General features: G+C 74.0%; 13 protein-coding genes. 7 read left to right on the top strand and 6 right to left on the bottom strand.

Annotated features, from left to right (window positions below):
* Positions 1-269: 269 nt before the first annotated feature.
* On the bottom strand, positions 270-1,694 hold the full coding sequence (locus ACZ3ZE_RS32980) for an MFS transporter (RefSeq protein WP_442304900.1): 1,425 nt from the start codon (positions 1,692-1,694) through the stop codon (positions 270-272).
* A gap of 132 nt (positions 1,695-1,826) precedes the next feature.
* On the bottom strand, positions 1,827-4,751 hold the full coding sequence (locus ACZ3ZE_RS32975) for an FAD-dependent oxidoreductase (RefSeq protein ID WP_467261710.1): 2,925 nt from the start codon (positions 4,749-4,751) through the stop codon (positions 1,827-1,829).
* Between the two features lie 310 nt (positions 4,752-5,061).
* Here ACZ3ZE_RS32975 and ACZ3ZE_RS32970 point away from each other — a divergent pair, with 310 nt between their 5' ends.
* From ACZ3ZE_RS32970 to ACZ3ZE_RS32945, 6 genes are all read left to right on the top strand, one after another.
* Positions 5,062-5,820 carry a sirohydrochlorin chelatase gene (locus ACZ3ZE_RS32970; RefSeq protein ID WP_467261708.1) on the top strand — a complete coding sequence of 253 codons (759 nt, stop codon included), beginning with the start codon at positions 5,062-5,064 and terminating at the stop codon, positions 5,818-5,820.
* A gap of 140 nt (positions 5,821-5,960) precedes the next feature.
* The gene (locus ACZ3ZE_RS32965; RefSeq protein WP_361172117.1) at positions 5,961-7,133 is read left to right on the top strand and encodes a low temperature requirement protein A; all 1,173 of its coding nucleotides are present in this window, start codon (positions 5,961-5,963) and stop codon (positions 7,131-7,133) included.
* Positions 7,134-7,148: 15 nt separating this feature from the next.
* Positions 7,149-9,914, top strand: coding sequence for an AfsR/SARP family transcriptional regulator (locus ACZ3ZE_RS32960; RefSeq protein WP_467261706.1), 2,766 nt, complete (start codon positions 7,149-7,151; stop codon positions 9,912-9,914).
* A 355-nt stretch (positions 9,915-10,269) separates the two neighbouring features.
* Positions 10,270-11,073 carry an SDR family oxidoreductase gene (locus ACZ3ZE_RS32955; RefSeq protein WP_467261704.1) on the top strand — a complete coding sequence of 268 codons (804 nt, stop codon included), beginning with the start codon at positions 10,270-10,272 and terminating at the stop codon, positions 11,071-11,073.
* A gap of 21 nt (positions 11,074-11,094) precedes the next feature.
* Positions 11,095-12,150, top strand: coding sequence for a P1 family peptidase (locus tag ACZ3ZE_RS32950; RefSeq protein ID WP_361624785.1), 1,056 nt, complete (start codon positions 11,095-11,097; stop codon positions 12,148-12,150).
* A gap of 170 nt (positions 12,151-12,320) precedes the next feature.
* The gene (locus ACZ3ZE_RS32945) at positions 12,321-13,109 is read left to right on the top strand and encodes a DUF6227 family protein (RefSeq protein ID WP_467261702.1); all 789 of its coding nucleotides are present in this window, start codon (positions 12,321-12,323) and stop codon (positions 13,107-13,109) included.
* Between the two features lie 104 nt (positions 13,110-13,213).
* On the opposite strand, the gene ACZ3ZE_RS32940 is transcribed toward ACZ3ZE_RS32945, so the two are convergent.
* The 4 genes from ACZ3ZE_RS32940 to ACZ3ZE_RS32925 form a co-directional block, all read right to left on the bottom strand.
* The gene (locus ACZ3ZE_RS32940) at positions 13,214-15,196 is read right to left on the bottom strand and encodes a PTS fructose transporter subunit IIABC (protein ID WP_467261700.1); all 1,983 of its coding nucleotides are present in this window, start codon (positions 15,194-15,196) and stop codon (positions 13,214-13,216) included.
* Positions 15,193-16,146, bottom strand: a complete 954-nt coding sequence (gene pfkB, locus ACZ3ZE_RS32935; protein WP_361624776.1) for a 1-phosphofructokinase — start codon at positions 16,144-16,146, stop codon at positions 15,193-15,195. Before pfkB ends, ACZ3ZE_RS32940 begins: the two co-directional genes overlap by 4 nt.
* Entirely contained in the window at positions 16,143-16,904 is a 762-nt protein-coding gene (locus tag ACZ3ZE_RS32930) for a DeoR/GlpR family DNA-binding transcription regulator (RefSeq protein ID WP_361171627.1), read from the bottom strand. Before ACZ3ZE_RS32930 ends, pfkB begins: the two co-directional genes overlap by 4 nt.
* 255 nt (positions 16,905-17,159) lie before the next feature.
* Complete coding sequence (locus ACZ3ZE_RS32925; RefSeq protein ID WP_361171624.1) at positions 17,160-18,707, bottom strand: MFS transporter; 1,548 nt, start codon at positions 18,705-18,707, stop codon at positions 17,160-17,162.
* Between the two features lie 62 nt (positions 18,708-18,769).
* Here ACZ3ZE_RS32925 and ACZ3ZE_RS32920 point away from each other — a divergent pair, with 62 nt between their 5' ends.
* Positions 18,770-19,732: a helix-turn-helix transcriptional regulator gene (locus tag ACZ3ZE_RS32920; protein ID WP_442304894.1), complete on the top strand. Its 963-nt coding sequence runs from the start codon at positions 18,770-18,772 to the stop codon at positions 19,730-19,732.
* Positions 19,733-19,941 lie beyond the last annotated feature (209 nt).

Here is a 19,941-nt window from a genome sequence, read left to right as displayed (position 1 = left end):
GATCGTTCGACTTAGCCGCTTTGCTTGCTTCCATTCCACTCCGTTTGATCGATCAAAGGGGGCGGCAATGGTCACCAGTCGACGGCCGTAGGTCCCGTTCCTGGCACGGGAAAAGGCCCCGCCTGGGCGGGGCCTTTTCCGGCCGGCCGGGAGGGGCCGATCGGCCGGGGACAGTCAGCTGAGGTCGGCCGGGGTCGGTCGGGTCGGCCGGGGTCGGTCGGGTCGGCCGGGGTCGGTCGGGTCGGCCGGGGTCGGTCGGTCGGGATCGGTCAGCTGGGGGCCTCGGCGCCCTTGCGGGCGTAGAACCACCAGGTCACGACGGTGCAGCTCGCGTAGAAGGCGACGAAGCCCCACATCGCGCTGGTCACGGCCACCGAGCCGAAGAGGGCCGGGATGAAGAAGAAGCCGTAGGCCGCGATGGCCGAGGTGAAGCCGGTGACCGCGCCGGACTCCATTTCCGCCTGCTTGAGGGCCCGGGTGTATTCCGGGGTGCCTTCCGACAGGCCCTTCAGGTGGGTGCCGCGGAAGATCACCGGGATCTGGCGGAAGGTCGATCCGTTGCCGATCCCGGAGAAGAGGAACGCCGCCAGGAAGCAGAAGAAGAAGCCGTAGAAGGAACCGCCGTCACTGCCCGAGGGCAGGAAGTTGATCACGCCGATGATGGAGATCGCCATGCCCACGAAGGACAGGATCGTGACGCGCGCGCCGCCCCACTTGTCCGCGATCCAGCCGCCCGCCCACCGGGCGAGGGCGCCGACCGCCGGGCCCATCCAGGCGTAGGTGGCGACCGAGTAGTCCGGGAAGGTGGTCTTGATCAGCATCGGGAGCGCCGCGGCGAAGCCGATGAAGGAGCCGAAGGTGCCGACGTACAGCCAGGTCATCAGCCAGTTGTGCTTGCGCTTGAAGATGATCTTCTGTCGGTTGAAGGGGGTGGAGGCCACCTTCAGGTCGTTCTGCCCGAACCAGGCGACGGTCGCGAGCACGAGCAGCACGGGCACCCAGAGGAAGGCCGCGTTCTGCAGGTAGACCGGGGTGCCGTCCGCCTTGTGCTGGGCGGAGCCGATGGCGATCGTCGACCAGGTGATGACGATCGGCGTCAGCAACTGGACCACCGAGACGCCCAGGTTGCCCAGGCCGCCGTTGATGCCGGTCGCGCTGCCCTTCTTCGCCTTGGGGAAGAAGAAGCCGATGTTGGCCAGCGAGGAGGCGAAGTTGGCGCCGCCGATGCCGCAGAGCGCGGCGATGGCGACCATCACGCCGTACGAGGTCGACGGGTCCTGGATCGCGATGCCGAGCCAGATCAGCGGCACGATCAGCACCACCGTCGACAGGGCGGTGAAGCGTCGCTGGCCGATCATCGGGCCGAGGAAGGTGTAGAAGATCCGGGCCGTGCCGCCGGTCAGACCGGGGATGGCCGTCAGCCAGAACAGCTGGGACGTGGAGAACGAGAAGCCGACGTCCTTCAGGTTGGTCGCGGTGACCGACCACACCTGCCAGACGACGAAGGCCACGAGCAGGGCCGGTACCGCGATCCACAGGTTGCGGTGGGCGACCTTCTTGCCGACGGACTTCCAGAACAGCTCGTTCTCCGGCTCCCAGTCCGTGATCGGCCTGCCGGGACGGTACTGCTCCGTGTCGTAGGAGGCGGGTGACGGGCCGCTCTTCGTTCTGCTGTCCTGGGCTACGGAACTCATGGCGCTTCCCTGACCTTTCGAGAGTTTCTTGCCCTTCCAGGCTGCGCCGCCGCATCAGGGTCGCGTGAGAGTCGATGGTCGGCGGAGCCGACGGCCTAGGTCCCGTCCGTCCCGGGCCCTACGCACCGGCGCCTAGGAGGCGGCCGGCACCTCCGGGACCGCCAGCAGGGGCAGCGACACCGACGGGTCGTCCAGGCAGACGCCGGTCCTCAGGTCGAACTCCTGCTTGTGCATCGGCGAGGCCACCACCGGCACGCCGCCCCGGGTGCCCATGATCCCGTTCGCCATCACGTCGGCGCCCGAGAACGGGTCCCGGTTGCCCACCGCGTACACCTCGCCCGCGGCGTCCTTGAACAGCGCCGCCTCCGTCCCGTCGGCGAGCACCGCGGCCCGCCCCCGGCCGGGCTCCAGGAACTCCACCCCGGCCACGTGCGGCGCGAAGCGCTCCAGGGCCGCCGGGTCCTCCAGGACCGCCTGCCACTCGTCCCGGTACGCGGCCACGTGCCGGTCCATCTGCGCCTCCAGCTCGGCGCAGATGCCCAGCGAGTCCGCCACGACGACCTCGCGCAGGTGCTCGATGCCGCCGCCGGTCCCGCCGAGGCGCTCCAGCCAGGCCGAGGTGCGCTCCAGGCGCTCGCCCGTACGGATGTAGTACATGAGGAAGCGGTCGATCAGCGCGAACAGCTCCGCCGCCGACAGGTCGGAGGCCAGCGGGTCGGCATGGCGCGGGGTGGTGCCGCCGTTGCCGCAGACGTACAGGTTCCAGCCGCCGGCGGTGGCGATCACCCCGATGTCCTTGCCGCGGGCCTCCGCGCACTCCCGCAGACAGCCCGACACCCCGCCCTTGATCTTGTGCGGGGCGCGCAGTCCCCGGTAGCGCAGCTCCAGGTCGATCGCGAGCTGCACCGAGTCGCCCTGTCCGAAGCGGCAGAACTTCGAGCCGACGCAGGACTTCACCGTCCGAAGCGACTTCCCGTACGCCTGCCCCGACTCGAAGCCCGCGGCGATCAGCCTGCGCCAGATCGCGGGGAGCTCGTCCTTCCGCGCGCCGAACAGGTCGATGCGCTGGCCGCCCGTGATCTTGCTGTAGAGGCCGTGGTCGCGGGCCACCTCGCCGAGGACGATGAGCTGCTCGGCGGTGATCTCGCCGCCCGGGACGCGCGGCACGACCGAATAGGTGCCGTCCTTCTGGAGGTTGGCGAGGAACAGGTCGTTGGAGTCCTGGAGCGCGGCCTGCTCGCCCTCCAGGACGTGCCGCAGTCCGAGTTCGGGGGCGAGGGTGCCGAGGACGTTGGCGACGACGGGCTTGCAGACCGTACAGCCGGAGACGGAGCGGTGGCCCGCGCCGGGGGTGGAGCCCGGGGCGGAGCCGGAGCCGGAGCCGGAGACCGAGCCGGAGCCGGAGACCGAGGCGGAGCCAGCGCCAGCGCCCGCACCCGCACCCGCGACCGCGTCGGATCCCGCTCCCGCGTCAACCGTCCCGTACCGCTCCATCAACTCGGTGAAGGAGCGGATGTGTTCCGTGCGGATGAGGTCGTAGATCTCGGCGCGGCCCAGCTCCGGGAAGTGCTCGCACAGCCCGCGCCGCTTCTCCACCCCGGCCGCGTCCAGGACCGCCTGGAGGGTGTTCAGGCAGCCGCCGCAGCCCGTGCCCGCCTTGGTGCAGCGCTTGACGCCGCCGACGTCGGTGAGGCCGTGTTCGGCGATCGCCTCCCGTACCGCGCCCTTGGTGACGTTGTGGCACGAGCAGACGACGGCGTCGTCCGCGAGCGCCTCGGCGCCCGGCAGCCCCGCGCCGTCCGAGGACGGGAGGAGGAACGCCTCGGGCGGCGCCGGAAGCCGCCGTCCCGCGTGCGGGCGCAGCGAGCCGTACGCCTCCGCGTCACCCACGAGGATGCCGCCGAGCAGCTGCCCGTCCGGGCCCAGCAGCAGCTTCTTGTAGACGCCCTCGCGGCCATCCGAGAACACGATCTCGGTGGCCCGTGGCACGTCCGAGAACGGGTCGCCGAACGACGCCACGTCCGCCCCGAGCAGCTTCAGCTTGGTCGACGTGTCGGCGCCCGTGAACACCGAACCGCCCGGCCCCGCCAGCCGGTCCGCGACCACCTCCGCCATCTGGTAGCCGGGCGCGACCAGGCCGTAGACCCGGCCGTCGCAGGTCTGGGCGCACTCGCCGACCGCGTACACGTACGGGTCGCTGGTCCGGCAGTGCTCGTCGACCACCACTCCCCCGCGGTCGCCGACCGCGAGCCCCGCCTCACGCGCGAGCCGGTCCCTGGGCCGTACGCCCGCCGAGAAGACCACCAGGTCGGCGGGGATCCGCGTACCGTCGGACAGCTTCAGGGACCGCACCCGGCCGTCGGCGTCGACGTCGACCTCGGCGGCGCCGACACCCGTGTGCACGGCCACGCCCATCGACTCGATCGTGGCGCGCAGCGCCGCCGCGCCGCCGTCGTCGACCTGCAGCGGCATCAGCCGGGACGCGAACTCGACCACGTGCGTGGCCGCCCCGAACGTGCGCAGCGCGCCCGCCGCCTCCAGGCCGAGCAGCCCGCCGCCGACGACGACACCGCTGCGGATGCCGTCCCCCGCGCCGGCGTACGCCGTGAGGGCGTCGACGTCGTACAGGGTGCGGTACGTGAAGCAGCCGGCCGCGTCCGCGCCGGGGATCGGCGGCACGAACGGGTACGAGCCGGTGGCCATGACCAGCACGTCGTACGGCACGACGGCGCCGGACGTCGTGGTGACCGTGCGGGCGCCGGTGTCGACGTGCTCGGCCGGGTCGCCCAGACGCAGGTCGACGAGGTCCTCGTCGAGGGCCGGCAGGGCGAGCTCCCCGGACTCCGTGCCGGTGAACACCGAGGACAGGTGCACGCGGTCGTACGCGGGGACGTCCTCCTCCCCCAGCACGACCGCCCGCCAGCCGGGCCCGCCGTCGGGACCGGCGAGCGCGCCCCGCTCCGCCAGGGCCTCCAGGAGCCGGTGCCCGACCATGCCGTATCCGATCAGCACGAGGTTCCGGGTCTGCTGGGCGGGGCCGGCGGGGGCGGCAGCCATGGCGGTCTCCGTGAGGTGGGAGGTGCAGGTGGGGCAGCGGGGGTTCCCGAGCTCCGTCGCCTTCGACGGTAGGGCGGTCCGACCGCCCGGCCCGCCCCGAAAAGGACCCGAGGCGCCGGGACTTGCGGCCCTATCGGACGGGACCTGCGGCGGGGCCGGGTGGCGGGGGCGCGGGCATAGCGTGAGCGGTGAGGGGGCCGCGACGCCGAACGACACCGGCGGCGCGGCCCCGGACGGACCCTTCGGACCTCTTTGAGTCGTGGGACCTCTCTGGCCCGCCCCCTGATGCGGCGCGAACGTGGAGGCAGTCATGCGGGATCTCGTACTCGCCGTGCACGGCAGCGCCGTGCCCGAGGCCGGGGAGGCCGTCGCCCGGCTCGCCGGCGCCGTCGGGCGGCTCACCGGTGCGCCCGTCGCCGTCGCGCACCTCGACCACCAGAAGCCGTCGCTTCCATACGTGCTGGCCGACCGGCCGGGCGCCGTCGTCGTCCCGCTGCTGCTCGGCGACGGCTACCACCGCACCGTCGACATCCCCTCCGTCGCCCAGCACTTCGACTGCACCGTCACCCGGGGCCTGAGCGGCGCGCCGGGCGTCGGCCTCGCCCTGTACGACCGCCTGCGCGCCGCCGAGCGGGCGGCCGGCGGGCCGGCCGACGCGGTCGTCGTCGCCGGTGCCGGTTCGTCCCGGCCGGGCGGCAACGACGGCACCCTGGCGGCCCTCGACCGCCTGGAGCACCTGCTTCCCGTCCCGGTGACCGCCGCGTACTGCTCGGCGACCGGCCCGGCCGCCCCGCCGGTCGCGGAGGCCGTCGACGCGCTCCACGCCCGTGGCTTCCGCCGGATCGCGGTCGCCGCGCACCTGCTGGCCCCCGGCCGCTTCACCCAGGCCCTCGCGGCCCTCCCCGACGTGTGGGCGGTCTCGGCGCCGCTGGCCGACCACCCGCGGGTCGCGGGGGCGGTGGCGAAGCGGTACGGGACGCACGCGGGCGGGGAGGCGGCGGAGGGGGACGTGGCGGGCCGCAGGCGGCCGCCCTCGGGCCGGGCCGTCGTGGTGGGCGCCCGGCGATAGGCGCCCCCTCAAAGCCCGCTGGAGCACCGGGCCCGCAGCGCGGGCCCCCACCTGACACCGGGCACGTCCCCCCGGACACGTCCCTCCCCCCGCACCCCCGAATCACGCTCCCCCGCCCCTCATCTGCTGTCCTTTGGGGCATGACACAACTCTTCCTGCCGCTCACCGCCCGTTCCCGTGAGGAGACGCACCGCGCCGCCACGCCCCTGGAACTCTTCTTCGATCTGTGTTTCGTCGTCGCCGTCGCCCAAGCCGGTGCCGAACTCGTGCATGCCGTCGCCGAGGGGCACGCCGGAACCGGGATCATCAACTACACGATGGTCTTCTGGGCCATCTGGTGGGCGTGGATGAACTTCACCTGGTTCGCCTCCGCCTACGACAACGACGACGCCCTCTACCGCGTCGTCACCCTCGTCCAGATCGCCGGCGTCCTCATCCTCGCCGCCGGGGTCTCCCGCGCCTTCGAGGACCACGACTTCCTCGTCGTCTACATCGGCTACGTCGTCATGCGGCTCGCGCTCTCCTCCCAGTGGCTGCGCGCCGCCCACCACGCCACCGACCCGGCCGAGCGGACGATGTGCCGGCGGTACGCGGGCGGGGTCGTCGCCTGCCAGGTCGGGTGGGCCGCGCTGCTGCTGGTCCCCGAGGACCTGCGGCCCTGGGTGTTCCTGGTGATGGCGCTGGCCGAGATGGCGGTCCCGGTGTTCGCGGAGAAGGACGTCACGACGCAGTGGCACCCGCACCACATCGCCGAACGCTACGGCCTGTTCACGATCATCGTGCTCGGTGAGTCCATCGCCGCCGCGACGGTCGCCGTGAAGTCGGGCATCACCGAGAACGACGCCCTGCGCGAGCTGCTGCCGATCGCCGCCGGCGGGCTCCTCATCGTCTTCGCCGCCTGGTGGGTCTACTTCGTCGTCCCCGCCCACGACCGGCTCGCCTCCAACCGGCAGGGCTTCCTGTGGGGCTACGGGCACTTCCTGATCTTCACCTCCGCAGCCGCGATCGGCGCCGGCCTGGAGATCGCCGTCGAGCAGGCCGTCGGCGAGGCGCACATCTCCACCCTCGCCGCCTCCTCCGCCGTCACCATCCCCACCGCCCTCTTCCTCCTCTGCGTATGGCTCCTGCACGCCCGCTACTTCAAGGTCGGCCTCGCCCAGCAGGCCGTCCTCCCGGGCTCCGCGCTCGCCGTCCTCCTCTGCACGTTCGCCGGGCACTGGGCGGTCCTCGCGGCCGGGCTGGTCGCCGCGGCCACGGTCGCGGTGGGCGTGACCCTGACCGCGACCAACCCGGCCACCCGCGACGCCGCCTGAGCCACAATGCCTCGCATGATCTTCCGGCTGCTCGGCCCGTTCACCGTCTCCGGCGCCCCCGCCCCCGGCGGCCCCCGCGTCCGCGCGCTGCTCGCGCTGCTCCTGCTCGACGCGGGCCGGACCGTCACCACCGGGCGGCTCGTCGACGGCGTGTACGGGGCCGAGCCCCCGGCCGGCGCCGCGAACGCCCTCCAGTCGCAGGTCTCGCGGCTGCGCCGGGTCCTGCCGGAGGGCGTGTCCGTGGAGCACTCCCCCGCCGGGTACCGGCTGACCGGCGCCGGCCCCGAGGACGTGGACGTCCTCCGCTTCGAACGGCTCGCCCACGAGGGCGCGCTGGCCGGGGCCGCCGGGGATCCCGTACGGGCGGCACGGCTGCTGCGCGAGGCGCTCGCGCTGTGGCAGGGGCCCGCCCTCGCGGACGTACGGGACTACCCGTACGCCGAAGGGCAGGCGGCCCGGCTCGAAGCGCTGCGGCTCGACGCCCTGGAAGGGTGCGCGGAGGCGCGGCTCGCCTCCGCCGAGGATCCCGCCCCGCTCGTACGGGAACTGGCCGAGGCAGCCGCCGCCCATCCCCTCCGCGAACGGCTGCGCGCCCTCCAGATACGGGCGCTCGCCGGCGCGGGGCGGCAGGCGGAGGCGCTCGCCGCGTACGAGGAGGTGCGCGGGGCGCTCGCCGAGGAGTTGGGGGCGGATCCGTCGGCCGAACTGTCGGCGGCGCACCTGGCGGTGCTGCGCGGGGAGGCGGCGGCGGGCTTGACCGTACGGGAGCCCGGGCGAGGACCCGTGCGGCAGCCCGGACCAGAGCCTGCGCGAGGACCCGTACGAGAGCCTGCGCGAGGACCCGTTCGGGAACCCGGACGAGAGCCAGAGCAAGAGCCCGTACGGGAGCCCGCACGCGCATCCGTACGCGAGCCCGGGTTCGAACCCCCTCGCCCCGCGCGGCTGCCCGCGCCGCTCACGGAGTTCATGGGCCGCGAGTCCGAGCGGGAGGGGCTGGGCGCTCTGCTGGCGGCCGGGTCCGGCGTCCGGCTCGTGACGCTGGTCGGTCCGGGCGGCGCGGGCAAGACGCGGCTCGCCCTGGAGGCGGCGGGCCGGGCCGGGGGCGAGGCGGTCTTCGTCGACCTGGGGGCGGTCGGCCGGGGCGAGGCCGCGGGGGCCTTCGCCCGGGCCCTGGGCGTACGGGACACGGCCGCGCCGGACCGGCTCGCCCAGGCCCTCGCGGAGCGGCCGGCGCTCCTCGTCGTCGACAACTGCGAGCACGTCGTCGACGAGACGGCACCGCTCGTACGGGAATTGCTGGCGGCCTGCCCGCGGCTGCGGGTGCTCGCCACCAGCCGGGAGGCGCTGGGCATCACGGGCGAGTCCCTGCTGCCGCTGGGCGCGCTCGCGCCCCTCGCGGCCGAGGAGCTGTTCCTACGGCGCGGCGCGGCGGCCCGGCCGGGGTTCACGGGGCATCCGCGTGTCGCGGAGGTGTGCGCCGCGCTCGACGGACTGCCACTGGCCGTCGAACTGGCGGCGGCGCGGCTGCGCACGCTGACGGTGGACGAGCTGGCGGACCGGCTCGGCGACCGGTTCCGGCTGCTCTCGCGGGGCGACCGGACGGCACCGGAACGGCACCGGACGCTCGCCGCGGTGGTGGAGTGGAGCTGGTCCCTCCTCACCGAGGAGGAACGCACGTTCGCCGCGCGCCTCGCGGTCTTCCGGGGCGGGGCGACCGCCGAGGCCGCGGCCCGGGTGGGCGGGGTCGAGCCGGCGGACGCCGAGGACCTGCTGGCCTCGCTGACCGAGAAGTCCCTGGTGGAGCGGGCCCCCGACGGTGGCCGCCACCGCATGCTGGAGACGATCCGCGCCTACGCGGCGGACCGGCTGCCCGCCGACGACCCCGCGCCCGCCGCCCACACCGCGTACTACCTGCGACTCGCCCGGACCGCCGACCCCGAACTGCGCGGCGCCGCCCAACTCGACTGGCTGGCCCGCCTCGACGCGGAGGACGCCGACCTGCGCGCGGCCCTGCGCCGCGCGACCCCGGCGGACGGCCTCCGCCTGGTGGCCGCGCTGACCCCGTACTGGTGGCTGCGCGGCCTGCGCGGCCAGGTGTCCGGTCTGGCGGCGGAGCTGCTGGAGCGGGTCGAAGCGGGGGTGGGGGTGGGCGGGGACGACGACGGCGACGACCCCGGCCACGGACTCGGACTCGGACTCGGCCACGGCCACGGCCACGGACCAGAACTCGAACTCGAACTCGGCCACGAACTCGGCGAGGAATACGCCCTCTGCGTCCTCACCTCCCGCACCGGGGACGAGCGGCGCATCGAGCGTGCCCGTGGGCTCCTCACCCGGCGCGACGAGCCGCTGCGGCAGCCGTTCACGGCTTTCCTGTGGGCCACGTCCGTCGGGCCCGAGGCCCGGCTCCCGGTCCCCGACGACGCCTGGTCGCGCGCCCTGGACCAGGTCGGGCAGGGGCATCTGGCGCTCGTCCGGGGCGAGTCGGAGACGGCCCGCAGGTGCCTGACGGAGGCGCTGGAGGGGTTCCGGGCGCTCGGGGAGCGGTGGGGTACGGCCACCGCGCTGGAGGGGCTCGCCGCGCTCGCCGACGAGCCGCTGCCCCTCCTCGCCGAGGCGCTGGCGCTCTTCGAGTCGCTGGGGGTCGCCGAGGACGTCGTCGACCTGCTGCTCCGCCGCGCCGCCCGCTACGAGGCCGGCGGCGATCCGGCCGCGGCGGCCGCCGACCGCGCCCGCGCGACGGAAACGGCCCGCCGGGCGGGGCTACCGCAGCCCGCATGACCGGCGCGCGTGTGCCTGCCCCGGCCCGCGGGCCGGGCTGCCGCCCTCTGATCGGCCGGCGTCGACCCGCCCGACCCCGTCCAGTCACGGCTCCCGCTGCCTGCCCGACCTGGGCGCGCCGGCCAGGCGGGCTCCCACGGCCCACACGGGCCAGCCCGACCCCACCGGGCGGCCCCCGCCGCCTGCGCGCCGGCCGTCCCGCGCACCCCGTCAGCCCCCCCCTCATCCCCGTGCCCCCCTCAGCCCCGTCAGCCCCCCGTCAGCGATCCGTGCGCGACCGGTCAGCGCCCCCCGCCACTCTCCTTCCTGTCGAGGCGATCGCCCGGCACTCACCCTCCAAGGAGAGGCCGCCATCATGCGGAGCAGCACGCACACCGAGCCCATCGGACTTCCTCGTACCGCTCTCGTCACCGGGGCGTCCCGGGGGATCGGGCGGGCCATCGCGCGGCGGCTCGCGCGGGACGGGATGGTGGTGGCCGTGCACTACGGGGCCGACGGGGCCGCCGCGCAGGAGACGGTCGAGTTGATCGCCGGGGAGGGTGGGCGGGCGTTCGCGGTCGGGGCCGAGCTCGGGGCGTTCGAGGGGGTGCGGGCGCTGGCCGAGGGGGTGCGGGCCGGGTTCGTCGCGCATGTCGGGGACGGCGGGCTCGACGTGCTCGTCAACAACGCGGCCGTGACGACGTCCGGCGGGCACCTCCAGGACGAGACGCCCGAAGGGTTCGACCGGGTCTTCGCGGTCAACGTGCGGGCTCCTTTCTTCCTGGTGCAGCAGCTTCTGCCGGTGCTGCGCGACGGGGGTGCGATCGTCAACATCGGGTCCGCCGTCACCCGTGTCTCGCTCTCCGACGAGCTGGCGTACGCGATGACCAAGGGCGCGATGGAGACGTTCACCCGCACCCTCGCCAACGTCGTCGGGGCTCGTCGGATCACCGTCAACACGGTCTCCCCGGGGCCGACGCAGACCGCCGGTCTGACCGCCGCGATGGCCGCCGTTCCGCAGCTGGAGGAGATGCTGATCGGCGGGCAGGCGCTGCCGTGGGTCGGGCAGCCCGAGGACATCGCCGACCCGGTCGCGTTCCTCGCCTCCGCGGACGGCCGCTGGATCACCGGCACCGTGATCGACGCCTCCGGCGGCACGTACCTGGGGCCCAAGCGCTGACCCGCGTGGTACGCAGGGGACATGACACTGCATCGGCACGACGCACTCACCGACGTGGGCGGCCTGCGGGTCGGCCACGCGCGGGTCCCGGGGGCCGGGGCGCTCTCCGGGACCACCGTCGTCCTCGCCCCGGAGGGCGGGGCCGTGGCCGCCGTGGACGTGCGCGGCGGGGGTCCTGGCACGCGGGAGACGGACGCGCTGGACCCCCGGAACCTGGTCCAGCGGATCGACGCCGTCGTCCTGACGGGCGGCAGCGCCTACGGGCTCGACGCGGCGGGCGGGGTGATGGCCTGGCTGGAGGAGCGGCGGCGCGGGGTGCGGGTCGGGCCCGACCCGGCGCACGTGGTGCCGGTGGTCCCCGCCGCCTGCCTCTTCGACCTCGGCAGGGGCGGCGACTTCGCGGCCCGCCCCGACGCGTCGACCGGCCGGGCGGCGGTGGAGGACGCGGCCTCGACCGGGCCGTACGCGCCGGTGGCGACGGGCACGGTGGGCGCGGGCACGGGGGCCGTGGTCGGCGGGCTCAAGGGCGGGGTGGGGACGGCGAGCACCGTGCTGCCCTCGGGGATCACGGTCGGGGTGCTCGTGGTCGTGAACGCGGTCGGCTCGGCGATCGACCCGGAGACGGGCGTGCCGTACGGGCGGTACTTCGCCGGCGGGTGGCCCGAGCGTCCCGACCCGGCCGTGCACGAGGCGGCGCGGCGGCGGCTGGCCGAGGCCGGGGCGAAGCGGACGGCGCCGCCGATGAACACGACGCTCGCGGTGGTGGCCACGGACGCGGCGCTGAGCCGCGCGCAGGCGCAGAAGCTGGCGGGGACGGCGCACGACGGCATCGCGCGCGCCGTCCGTCCGGTGCATCTTCTCAACGACGGCGACACGGTCTTCGCCCTCGCGACCGGGGAGCGCGAGCTGTCCTCCGAGGCCGGTCCGCTCGCTCTCAACGAGATCCTCGCGGCGGGCGCCGACACGGTCACCCGGGCCATTGTCCAGGCGGTTCTCGCTCCGGAGGCGGGTGTGACGGGACCGGGCGGCGACCACCCCTCGTACCGTGAGCTCTACGGCGACATGTACGACGACTAGCCCCTTGAGGCGACTCCCGGTATACCAAAGGGAGTTGACGAACTCGTCCGGGGGCGTGGGAACTCCGTATGCGCCCCCGTTCGTTTTCCCGAACGCCGGACACGATGTCAGACCCAGGGACTACGTTTAGCAAGCATCAAGTGACATGCGGCGACGGCCTGGAGACCCCCTTGAACGATCCGCACGATCCGCAGGATCTTTCGCACGATCCGTACGAGACGACCGACACCCAGGTTGAGCGGCTCCTCGGCCGGGCGCTCAACTCCTTCGACCTGCCCGACTCGACGGTCGAGCGCCTGGCGTCCGCGCTCGCCCACTCCAGCACGCTGCACTCCTCGCACCACAGCGCCTCACTGCACCGCACCACCTACCGCCACACCTACCTGCTCGCCGACGGCACCGCGCTCAGCCTCTGGGAGCTGGTGCACAACTCCGGCCGCGACGGCGCCGAGCAGCACGAGCTGTACGTGGAGGAGTCCGAGGCCCGGCTCGCCGCCTCGCGCCTGCCGGCCGGCCCCTCGCTCGGCTGGAGCGTGGAGCGCGCGGACGACGCGGCGGCCGACGAGGACGACGACCTGGAGGTGCTGAGCGCGCTCCTCGCGCGCCCCATACCCGCCCAGCCCAGGATGTACGTGCCGGACAACTCCGCGGACCACGCCCGCCGGGTGCTCCGGCGCGCGGAGAACGCCGACCGGCCCGGCGAGCCGACCGCCCGGCGGCTCCGGCTCGCGTTCGCGCACCACATCACGCAGGCCTTCGGGCGCCAGTGCGCCGTGGAGGGCGGCCGGGACGCCGGCTTCACCCTCTACGAGCACCAGTTCCTGCTCCTCGACGGCAGCGAGGTCAGCCTCTGGGAGGTCGAGCACACGGCGACCCCCGACGGGCGCCACATGTGCGAGGTGTACGAGGGCGAGCGCGCGGCCCGCGAGGCGATGGAGCACCGCTCCCGGGTGCGCTGACCCCACGCCTGCTCCTGGTCCGCACCCGCCGTGCTCAATGGGTGCGGACCAGGAGGGCGAGCGCCGTCGGCACCAGGACGCCTCTCCCCCTCACGTCGGACCGGTCAGGCCGCGACGGGCACCTTCACCTCGGTCGTGGTCTCCGCGACGGCCGGCGGTACGGGCTTCCGTGCGCTCTTGAGGAGGATGACGAGCGAGGCGCTCACCACCGTGCCGGCCACGATCGCGAGCAGGTACAGCAGCGGGTTGCCGATCAGCGGGATCACGAACACGCCGCCGTGCGGGGCCCGCAGGGTGCACTCGAAGGCCATCGACAGGGCGCCGGTGACCGCGCCGCCCGCCATCGCCGCCGGGATGACCCGCAGCGGGTCGGCCGCGGCGAACGGGATCGCGCCCTCGGAGATGAACGACGCGCCGAGCACCCACGCCGCCTTGCCGTTCTCCCGCTCGGTCTTGGTGAAGAGCCGGCCGCGCACGGTCGTGGCCAGCGCCATCGCGAGCGGCGGCACCATGCCGGCGGCCATCACGGCGGCCATGACCTTGAGCGAGCCCTCGTTGGGGGTGGCGAGACCGCCGACGGCGAACGCGTACGCGACCTTGTTGACGGGACCGCCGAGGTCGAAGCACATCATCAGGCCGAGGATGACGCCGAGGATGACCGCGTTGGCGCCGGAGAGGCCGGACAGCCAGTCGGTGAGCGCGTTCTGGAGGCTCGCGATCGGCTTGCCGATGACGAGGAACATCAGGAAGCCGACGACGATCGACGACAGCAGCGGGATCACGACGACCGGCATGATGCCTCTGAGCGCGGCGGGTATCCGCACCTTCTGGATGGCGAGGACCGTGCCACCGGCCACCAGACCGGCGACGAGGCCGCCGAGGAAGCCCGCGTTGATGGTGAGGGCGATCGCGCCGCCGACGAAGCCGGGGACGAGACCGGGGCGGTCGGCCATGCCGTACGCGATGTATCCGGCGAGGACCGGTACGAGGAAGCCGAAGGCCAGTCCGCCGATCTGGAACATCAGGGCGGCCCAGCTGTCGACCTGCCCCCAGGCGAAGTGCTCGGCGACGGAGGGGGCCTTGTTGATGTCCCAGCCGCCGAGCGCGAAGCCGAGGGCGATGAGGAGGCCGCCGGCGGCGACGAACGGCACCATGTAACTGACGCCGGACATGAGCCACTTGCGGAGCTTGGTGCCGTACCCCTCGTCCGGTTCGCCCGCGTTCTCCACGGGGGTGGGCCTGCCGGCGTCGGCGGGCGAGCCCGGCGCGGTGAGCTCGCCGCGGGCGGCCTTGTCGCGGACCTCGGCGATGAGTTCGGCGGGGCGGTTGACGCCGGCCTTGACGCCGACGTCGACCGTCGGCTTTCCGGCGAACCGTTCCTTGTCCCGTACGGGGACGTCGTGCGCGAAGATCACGCCGTCGGCGGCGGCCAGGGTCGCCGGGTCGAGGCGGGTGAAGCCCGCCGAGCCCTGCGTCTCGACCACCAGCTCGACTCCGGCCGCCTGGCCCGCCTTCTCCAGGGCCTCGGCGGCCATGTAGGTGTGGGCGATGCCGGTGGGGCAGGAGGTGACGGCGACGATACGGAAGGGCGCCTCGCCCTCTTCGGCAGCCGTCGGGCCCGCCGCAGCCTCCGGCCCCTCCGCCTGCTCCTCGCCCGCGATCAGTGCCGCCGCCTCCGCCGGAGAGGTCGCCGCGCGCAGGGCCCCCGTGAACTCCGGGTCCATCAGGTGGCGGGCCAGGGCGGAGAGGATCGTCAGGTGGGCGTCGTCCGCGCCGGCCGGGGCGGCGATCAGGAAGACCAGGTCCGCGGGGCCGTCGGGGGCGCCGAAGTCGATGCCGGCGGCCGAGCGGCCGAAGGCCAGGGTCGGCTCGGTGACGTGGGCGCTGCGGCAGTGCGGGATGCCGATGCCGCCGTCGAGCCCGGTCGGCATCTGGGCCTCGCGGGTGGCGACGTCCGCAAGGAAGCCGTCGAGGTCGGTCACCCGGCCCCGCGCGACCATCCGCTCGGCGAGCGAACGGGCCGCCGCCTCCTTGGTTGCGGCGGACAGGTCGAGATCGACCAGGTCCGCGGCGATCATGCTGCTCATCGCGGGCTCCCTTGCTCGCTGAGGACGAAGTCCAGGGGTATGTCCGAGGTGACCCTCACCCGGCCGGGATCCAGGTCCGCCGGGGTCGGCATCTCGCTGCCGGGGAGTTGGACGGCCGCCGCCCCGTGGGCGACGGCCGCGGCCAGGGCTTCGGGGCCCGTGCCGCCCGCGGCGAGGAAGCCGGCGAGCGACGCGTCGCCCGCGCCGACGTTGGAGCGGACCACGGGGACGGGTGCCCGGCCGTAGTGGACGCCGTCGGCCGTGACGAGCAGTTGGCCGTCGGCGCCGAGGCTGGCGAGGACCGCGCCCGCGCCGCGTTCGCGCAGTTCCTCGGCTGCCTTGACCGCGTCGCCGACGGTGGCGAGGGGGCGTCCGACGGCCTCGGCGAGCTCGTCGGCGTTCGGCTTGACGACGTCGGGGCGGGCGGCGAGGGCCGCGAGCAGGGAGGGGCCCGAGGTGTCGAGGGCGATGCGGGCTCCGGCGCCGTGGACGCGGGTGACCAGCTCGGCGTACCACTCGGGGGCGAGGCCGCGCGGGAGGCTGCCGCAGCAGGCGATCCAGTCGGCGGCGGGGGCGTGCGCGGAGACCGTGGCGAGGACGGTCTCGGACTCCTCGGGCGTCAGTTCCGGGCCGGGCGCGTTGACCTTCGTGAGCGTGCCGTCGGGTTCGGCGATCGCGATGTTGGAGCGGGTCTGTCCGGCGACCGGCACGGGGGCGACCTCGATGCCCTGCCCGGCGAGCAGTCGGGCGACGAGTGCCCCGGGCGCCCCGCCGAGCGGGACGACGGCGACGGTGCGGTGCCCGGCTGCGGCGACCGCGCGGGAGACGTTGACGCCCTTGCCGCCGGGGTCGACGCGTTCCGCGGAGGCGCGCAGCACCTCGCCGCGCTCCAGGGCGGGGACCTCGTAGGTCCGGTCGAGGGAGGGGTTGGGGGTGACGGTGAGGATCATGCGCGGACGACCTCCGTTCCGGCCGCCTCGATCGCGGCGGCGTCCTCGGCGGCGAGGCCGCTGTCGGTGATGAGCAGGTCGATGTCGGTCAGGTCGCCGAAGCGGGCGAAGTGCTCCTGGCCGTGCTTGGCGGAGTCGGCGAGCAGCACGACCCGGCGGGCGGCGGCGATGACGGCGCGTTTGACGGCGGCCTCGGCGAGGTCGGGGGTGGTGAGTCCGTGCGCGGGCGAGAAGCCGTTGGCGCCGAGGAAGGCGACGTCGGCGCGGATCTCGCCGTAGGCGCGCAGCGCCCAGGCGTCGACGGCGGCGCGGGTGCGGTGCCGGACGCGGCCCCCGACGAGGTGCAGGTCGATGCCCGGGTGGTCGGCGAGCCGGGCGGCGACGGGCAGGGCGTGGGTGACGACGGTCAGGTCCCGGTCCAGGGGGAACGCCGCGGCGAGGCGGGCGAGCGTGCTGCCCGCGTCGAGGACCACGCTGCCCTGTTCGGGGAGTTCGGCGAGGGCGGCGCGGACGATCCGCTCCTTCTCGTCTGCGGCGGTGGACTCGCGCTCGGCCAGGTCGGGCTCGAAGTCGAGCCGCCCGGCGGGGATGGCGCCGCCGTGCACGCGGCGGACGAGCCCGGCGCGGTCGAGTGCCGTGAGGTCACGCCGTACGGTCTCGGCGGTGACGTGGAACTCCTCGGCGAGGGAGAGCACGTCGACCCGGCCCCTCTCGCGGGCGAGGCTGAGGATCGCCTGCTGGCGCTCCGGTGCGTACATGTGGGTTTACGTCCGTTCCATGCCCGAACCTGTGGTTTCAGCGTCAGGCTACGCTCGGATTTCGGGGAAGTAAACGGAATCGGGCATCGATACGGGCGTGAACGGGCATCGCGCGAAGATCCGGGCCGAAGGGCCGCCCCGACGCATGCCGAAGGCCCCGGCCCGGGAATCCCGGGCCGGGGCCTTGTACCCCCGCCGGCCACATCGTGTGACACGCGCGGTCAGGCGACGAGCGCGCTCAGGGAACGAGCGCCGTCAGGAGACGAGCGCGGTCTCCTTCTCCACCGTGACCTCGGCCCGGGCGGTCGGCTCCTCGCCGCCCTCGCCGTCGTCCCCGCCCTCCAGGTGCTGCTTCGGCTTGGCCGGCAGCGCGAACATGACCAGGAAGATGACGCCCAGCACCGCCGCCGCCCAGCCCAGCGAGTTCTGGAACGCGTCGGTGAACGCCGCGCCCGTCTCCGCCGGGAAGCGGGCCAGACGCTCGTCGTCGATCGTCCCGAAGAACACCACCGACACCAGGCCGAGGCCCAGCGCGTTGCCCATCTGGCCGGTCGTGTTGATGAGGCCCGAGGCCGAACCGGCGTGCTCGCGCGGCACCTCCGAGAGGACGGCGTCCGTCAGCGGGGCGACGATCAGGCCCATGCCGAGGCCCATCACGACCAGCGGCGGGATCATCTGCCAGGAGTGGATCCCGCTGCCGTACCGGCCCGCCTCGAAGAGGTAGAGCAGGATGCCGGCGGCCATGGTCAGGGCGCCCGCCTGGAGCACCTTGCGGCCGAAGCGCGGCACCAGCTTCTGCACCGAGAGGCCCGCCGCCATGGAGACCGCGATCGAGAACGGCACACCGGTCAGACCCGCGTGGAGCGGGGTCCAGCCGAGGCCGATCTGCATGTAGAGCGTCCAGACCAGGAAGAAGATGCCCATCACGACACCGAAGGTGAGCTGCACCGCGATGCCCGCCGCGAAGCTCTTCACCTTGAACAGCGACAGCTCGACGAGCGGCGAGCCGTCCTTCTTCGCCTTGTACTTCTCGTACGCGACGAGGGCGGCGAAGACGACGAGGCTGCCGGCCATCATCAGGTGGCCCCACAGCGGCCAGTCCAGCTCACGGCCGCGGGTCAGCGGGTAGATGAGCATGAGCAGCGCGGCCGTCACCAGGATCATGCCCACGATGTCGAGACGGAGCGCCTTCGGGGCCTTCGACTCGGTGATGAAGCGGCGGCCCAGGATGAGGGCGGCGACGCCGACCGGCAGGTTGATGAGGAAGATCGGGCGCCATTCCAGGCCCGCGATGTTCCACTGCGTGAGCAGCGCGCCGAGCAGCGGGCCGGAGACCGCGCCCAGGCCGATGATGGCGCCGAACATGCCGAAGACCTTGCCGCGCTCGTGCGCCGGGAAGGTGACGTGCACGATCGAGAGGACCTGCGGCACCATCATGGCCGCCGCGGCGCCCTGGAGCAGGCGCGAGCCGACCAGCATCTCCTGGTTGGCGGCGATCCCGCACAGGGCCGAGGCGATCGTGAAGCCCGCGGTGCCGACCAGGAAGAGGCGCTTGCGGCCGTAGATGTCGCCGAGCCGGCCGCCGGTGATCAGGCCCGCCGCGAAGGCGAGCGCGTAGCCGGCGGTGATCCACTGGATCGCGCCGAAGGAGGCGCCGAGGTCCCGCTCGATGCTGGGGATCGCGATGTTCACGATCGTGGCGTCGACCAGGTCCATGAAGGCGGCGGTCATGACGATGGCGAGGGCGATCCAGCGCCTTTTGTCGGTGGGAGCCGCTTCCGTGACGGCGTCGTGTGCACTCATATGAGAAAGATAAGAGCCATATAGGTCAGCCCATGTCCTAGATACGCCACATCCTGGAACACATGACGGACACTCCGGCACGACTCCTGAATCTGCTGTCGCTCCTCCAGACCCCGCGCGAGTGGCCCGGCAGCGAGCTCGCCGAGCGGCTCGCGGTCTCCGCGCGCACGATCCGACGGGACATCGACCGGCTGCGGGACCTCGGCTACCCCGTCGAGGCCAGCAAGGGCGCGGTCGGCGGCTACCGCCTGGTCGCCGGTACGGCGATGCCGCCGCTGCTCCTCGACGACGAGGAGGCGGTGGCCATCGCGGTCGGCCTGCGGGCCGGGGCCGGCCACGCCATCGAGGGCGTCGAGGAGGCCTCCGTACGGGCCCTGGCCAAGCTGGAGCAGGTGCTGCCGTCCCGGCTGCGGCACCGGGTCTCCACCCTCCAGAACGCGACGATCCCGCTGACCCGCGGGGACGGCGCGACGGTCGCCCCCTCCACCCTCACGGCGCTCGCGGGCGCGGTCACCGGCCAGGAACGCCTGCGCTTCGGCTACCGCGCGGGCGACGGCACCGAGACGAAGCGGCTCGTGGAGCCGTACCGGCTGGTGTCGACCGGGCGGCGCTGGTACCTCGTCGCGTACGACCTGGGGCGCGAGGACTGGCGCACCTTCCGGGTCGACCGGGTCAGCGAGCCGTTCCCGACGGGCGCCCGCTTCACCCCGCGCGAGCTCCCGGCGGAGGACGCCGCCGCCTACATGGCCCGGTCGATGGCCCGGGCCCAGCCCGAGCTGGACCTGGACGTCAGCTTCGAGGCCCCGGCCGACTTCGTCACCGGCCGCCTCCCGTCCCACCTGGCCCCGGCGGCGACCGGGGAGACGACCTGCCGCCTGCGCACCCGTACGACCGACTCGACCGAGTGGCTGGCCGTCCGGCTCGCCCTGGTCGACGCGCCCTTCACGATCCACGGGCCGGAGTCGCTCCGCACGTACGTGGCGGACCTGTCGACGCGGCTGGCGGGGGCGGTCAACGAGCGCTGAGGCACCTGGGGCTACTGAGGCGGCTGAGGCCCCGAGGCCCTGGGGCACGACGGCCGCGGAACACGACGGCGGCGGGGGCCGGCCCCCGGGGGGGCCGCCCCCCCCCCCGGGGGGGGCCCCCCGGGGGGGGCCCCCCGGGGGGCCCCCCCCGCCCCGCCCCCATATTTAACTCAAGGGGTGCGTGGGTATAGATATTGCGGGTGGGCGCG

It is taken from the genome of Streptomyces sp. NPDC023157, assembly GCF_055560575.1.
Note: the sequence above shows the minus strand (reverse complement) of the source record. Positions and strands in the feature narration are given on the sequence as shown.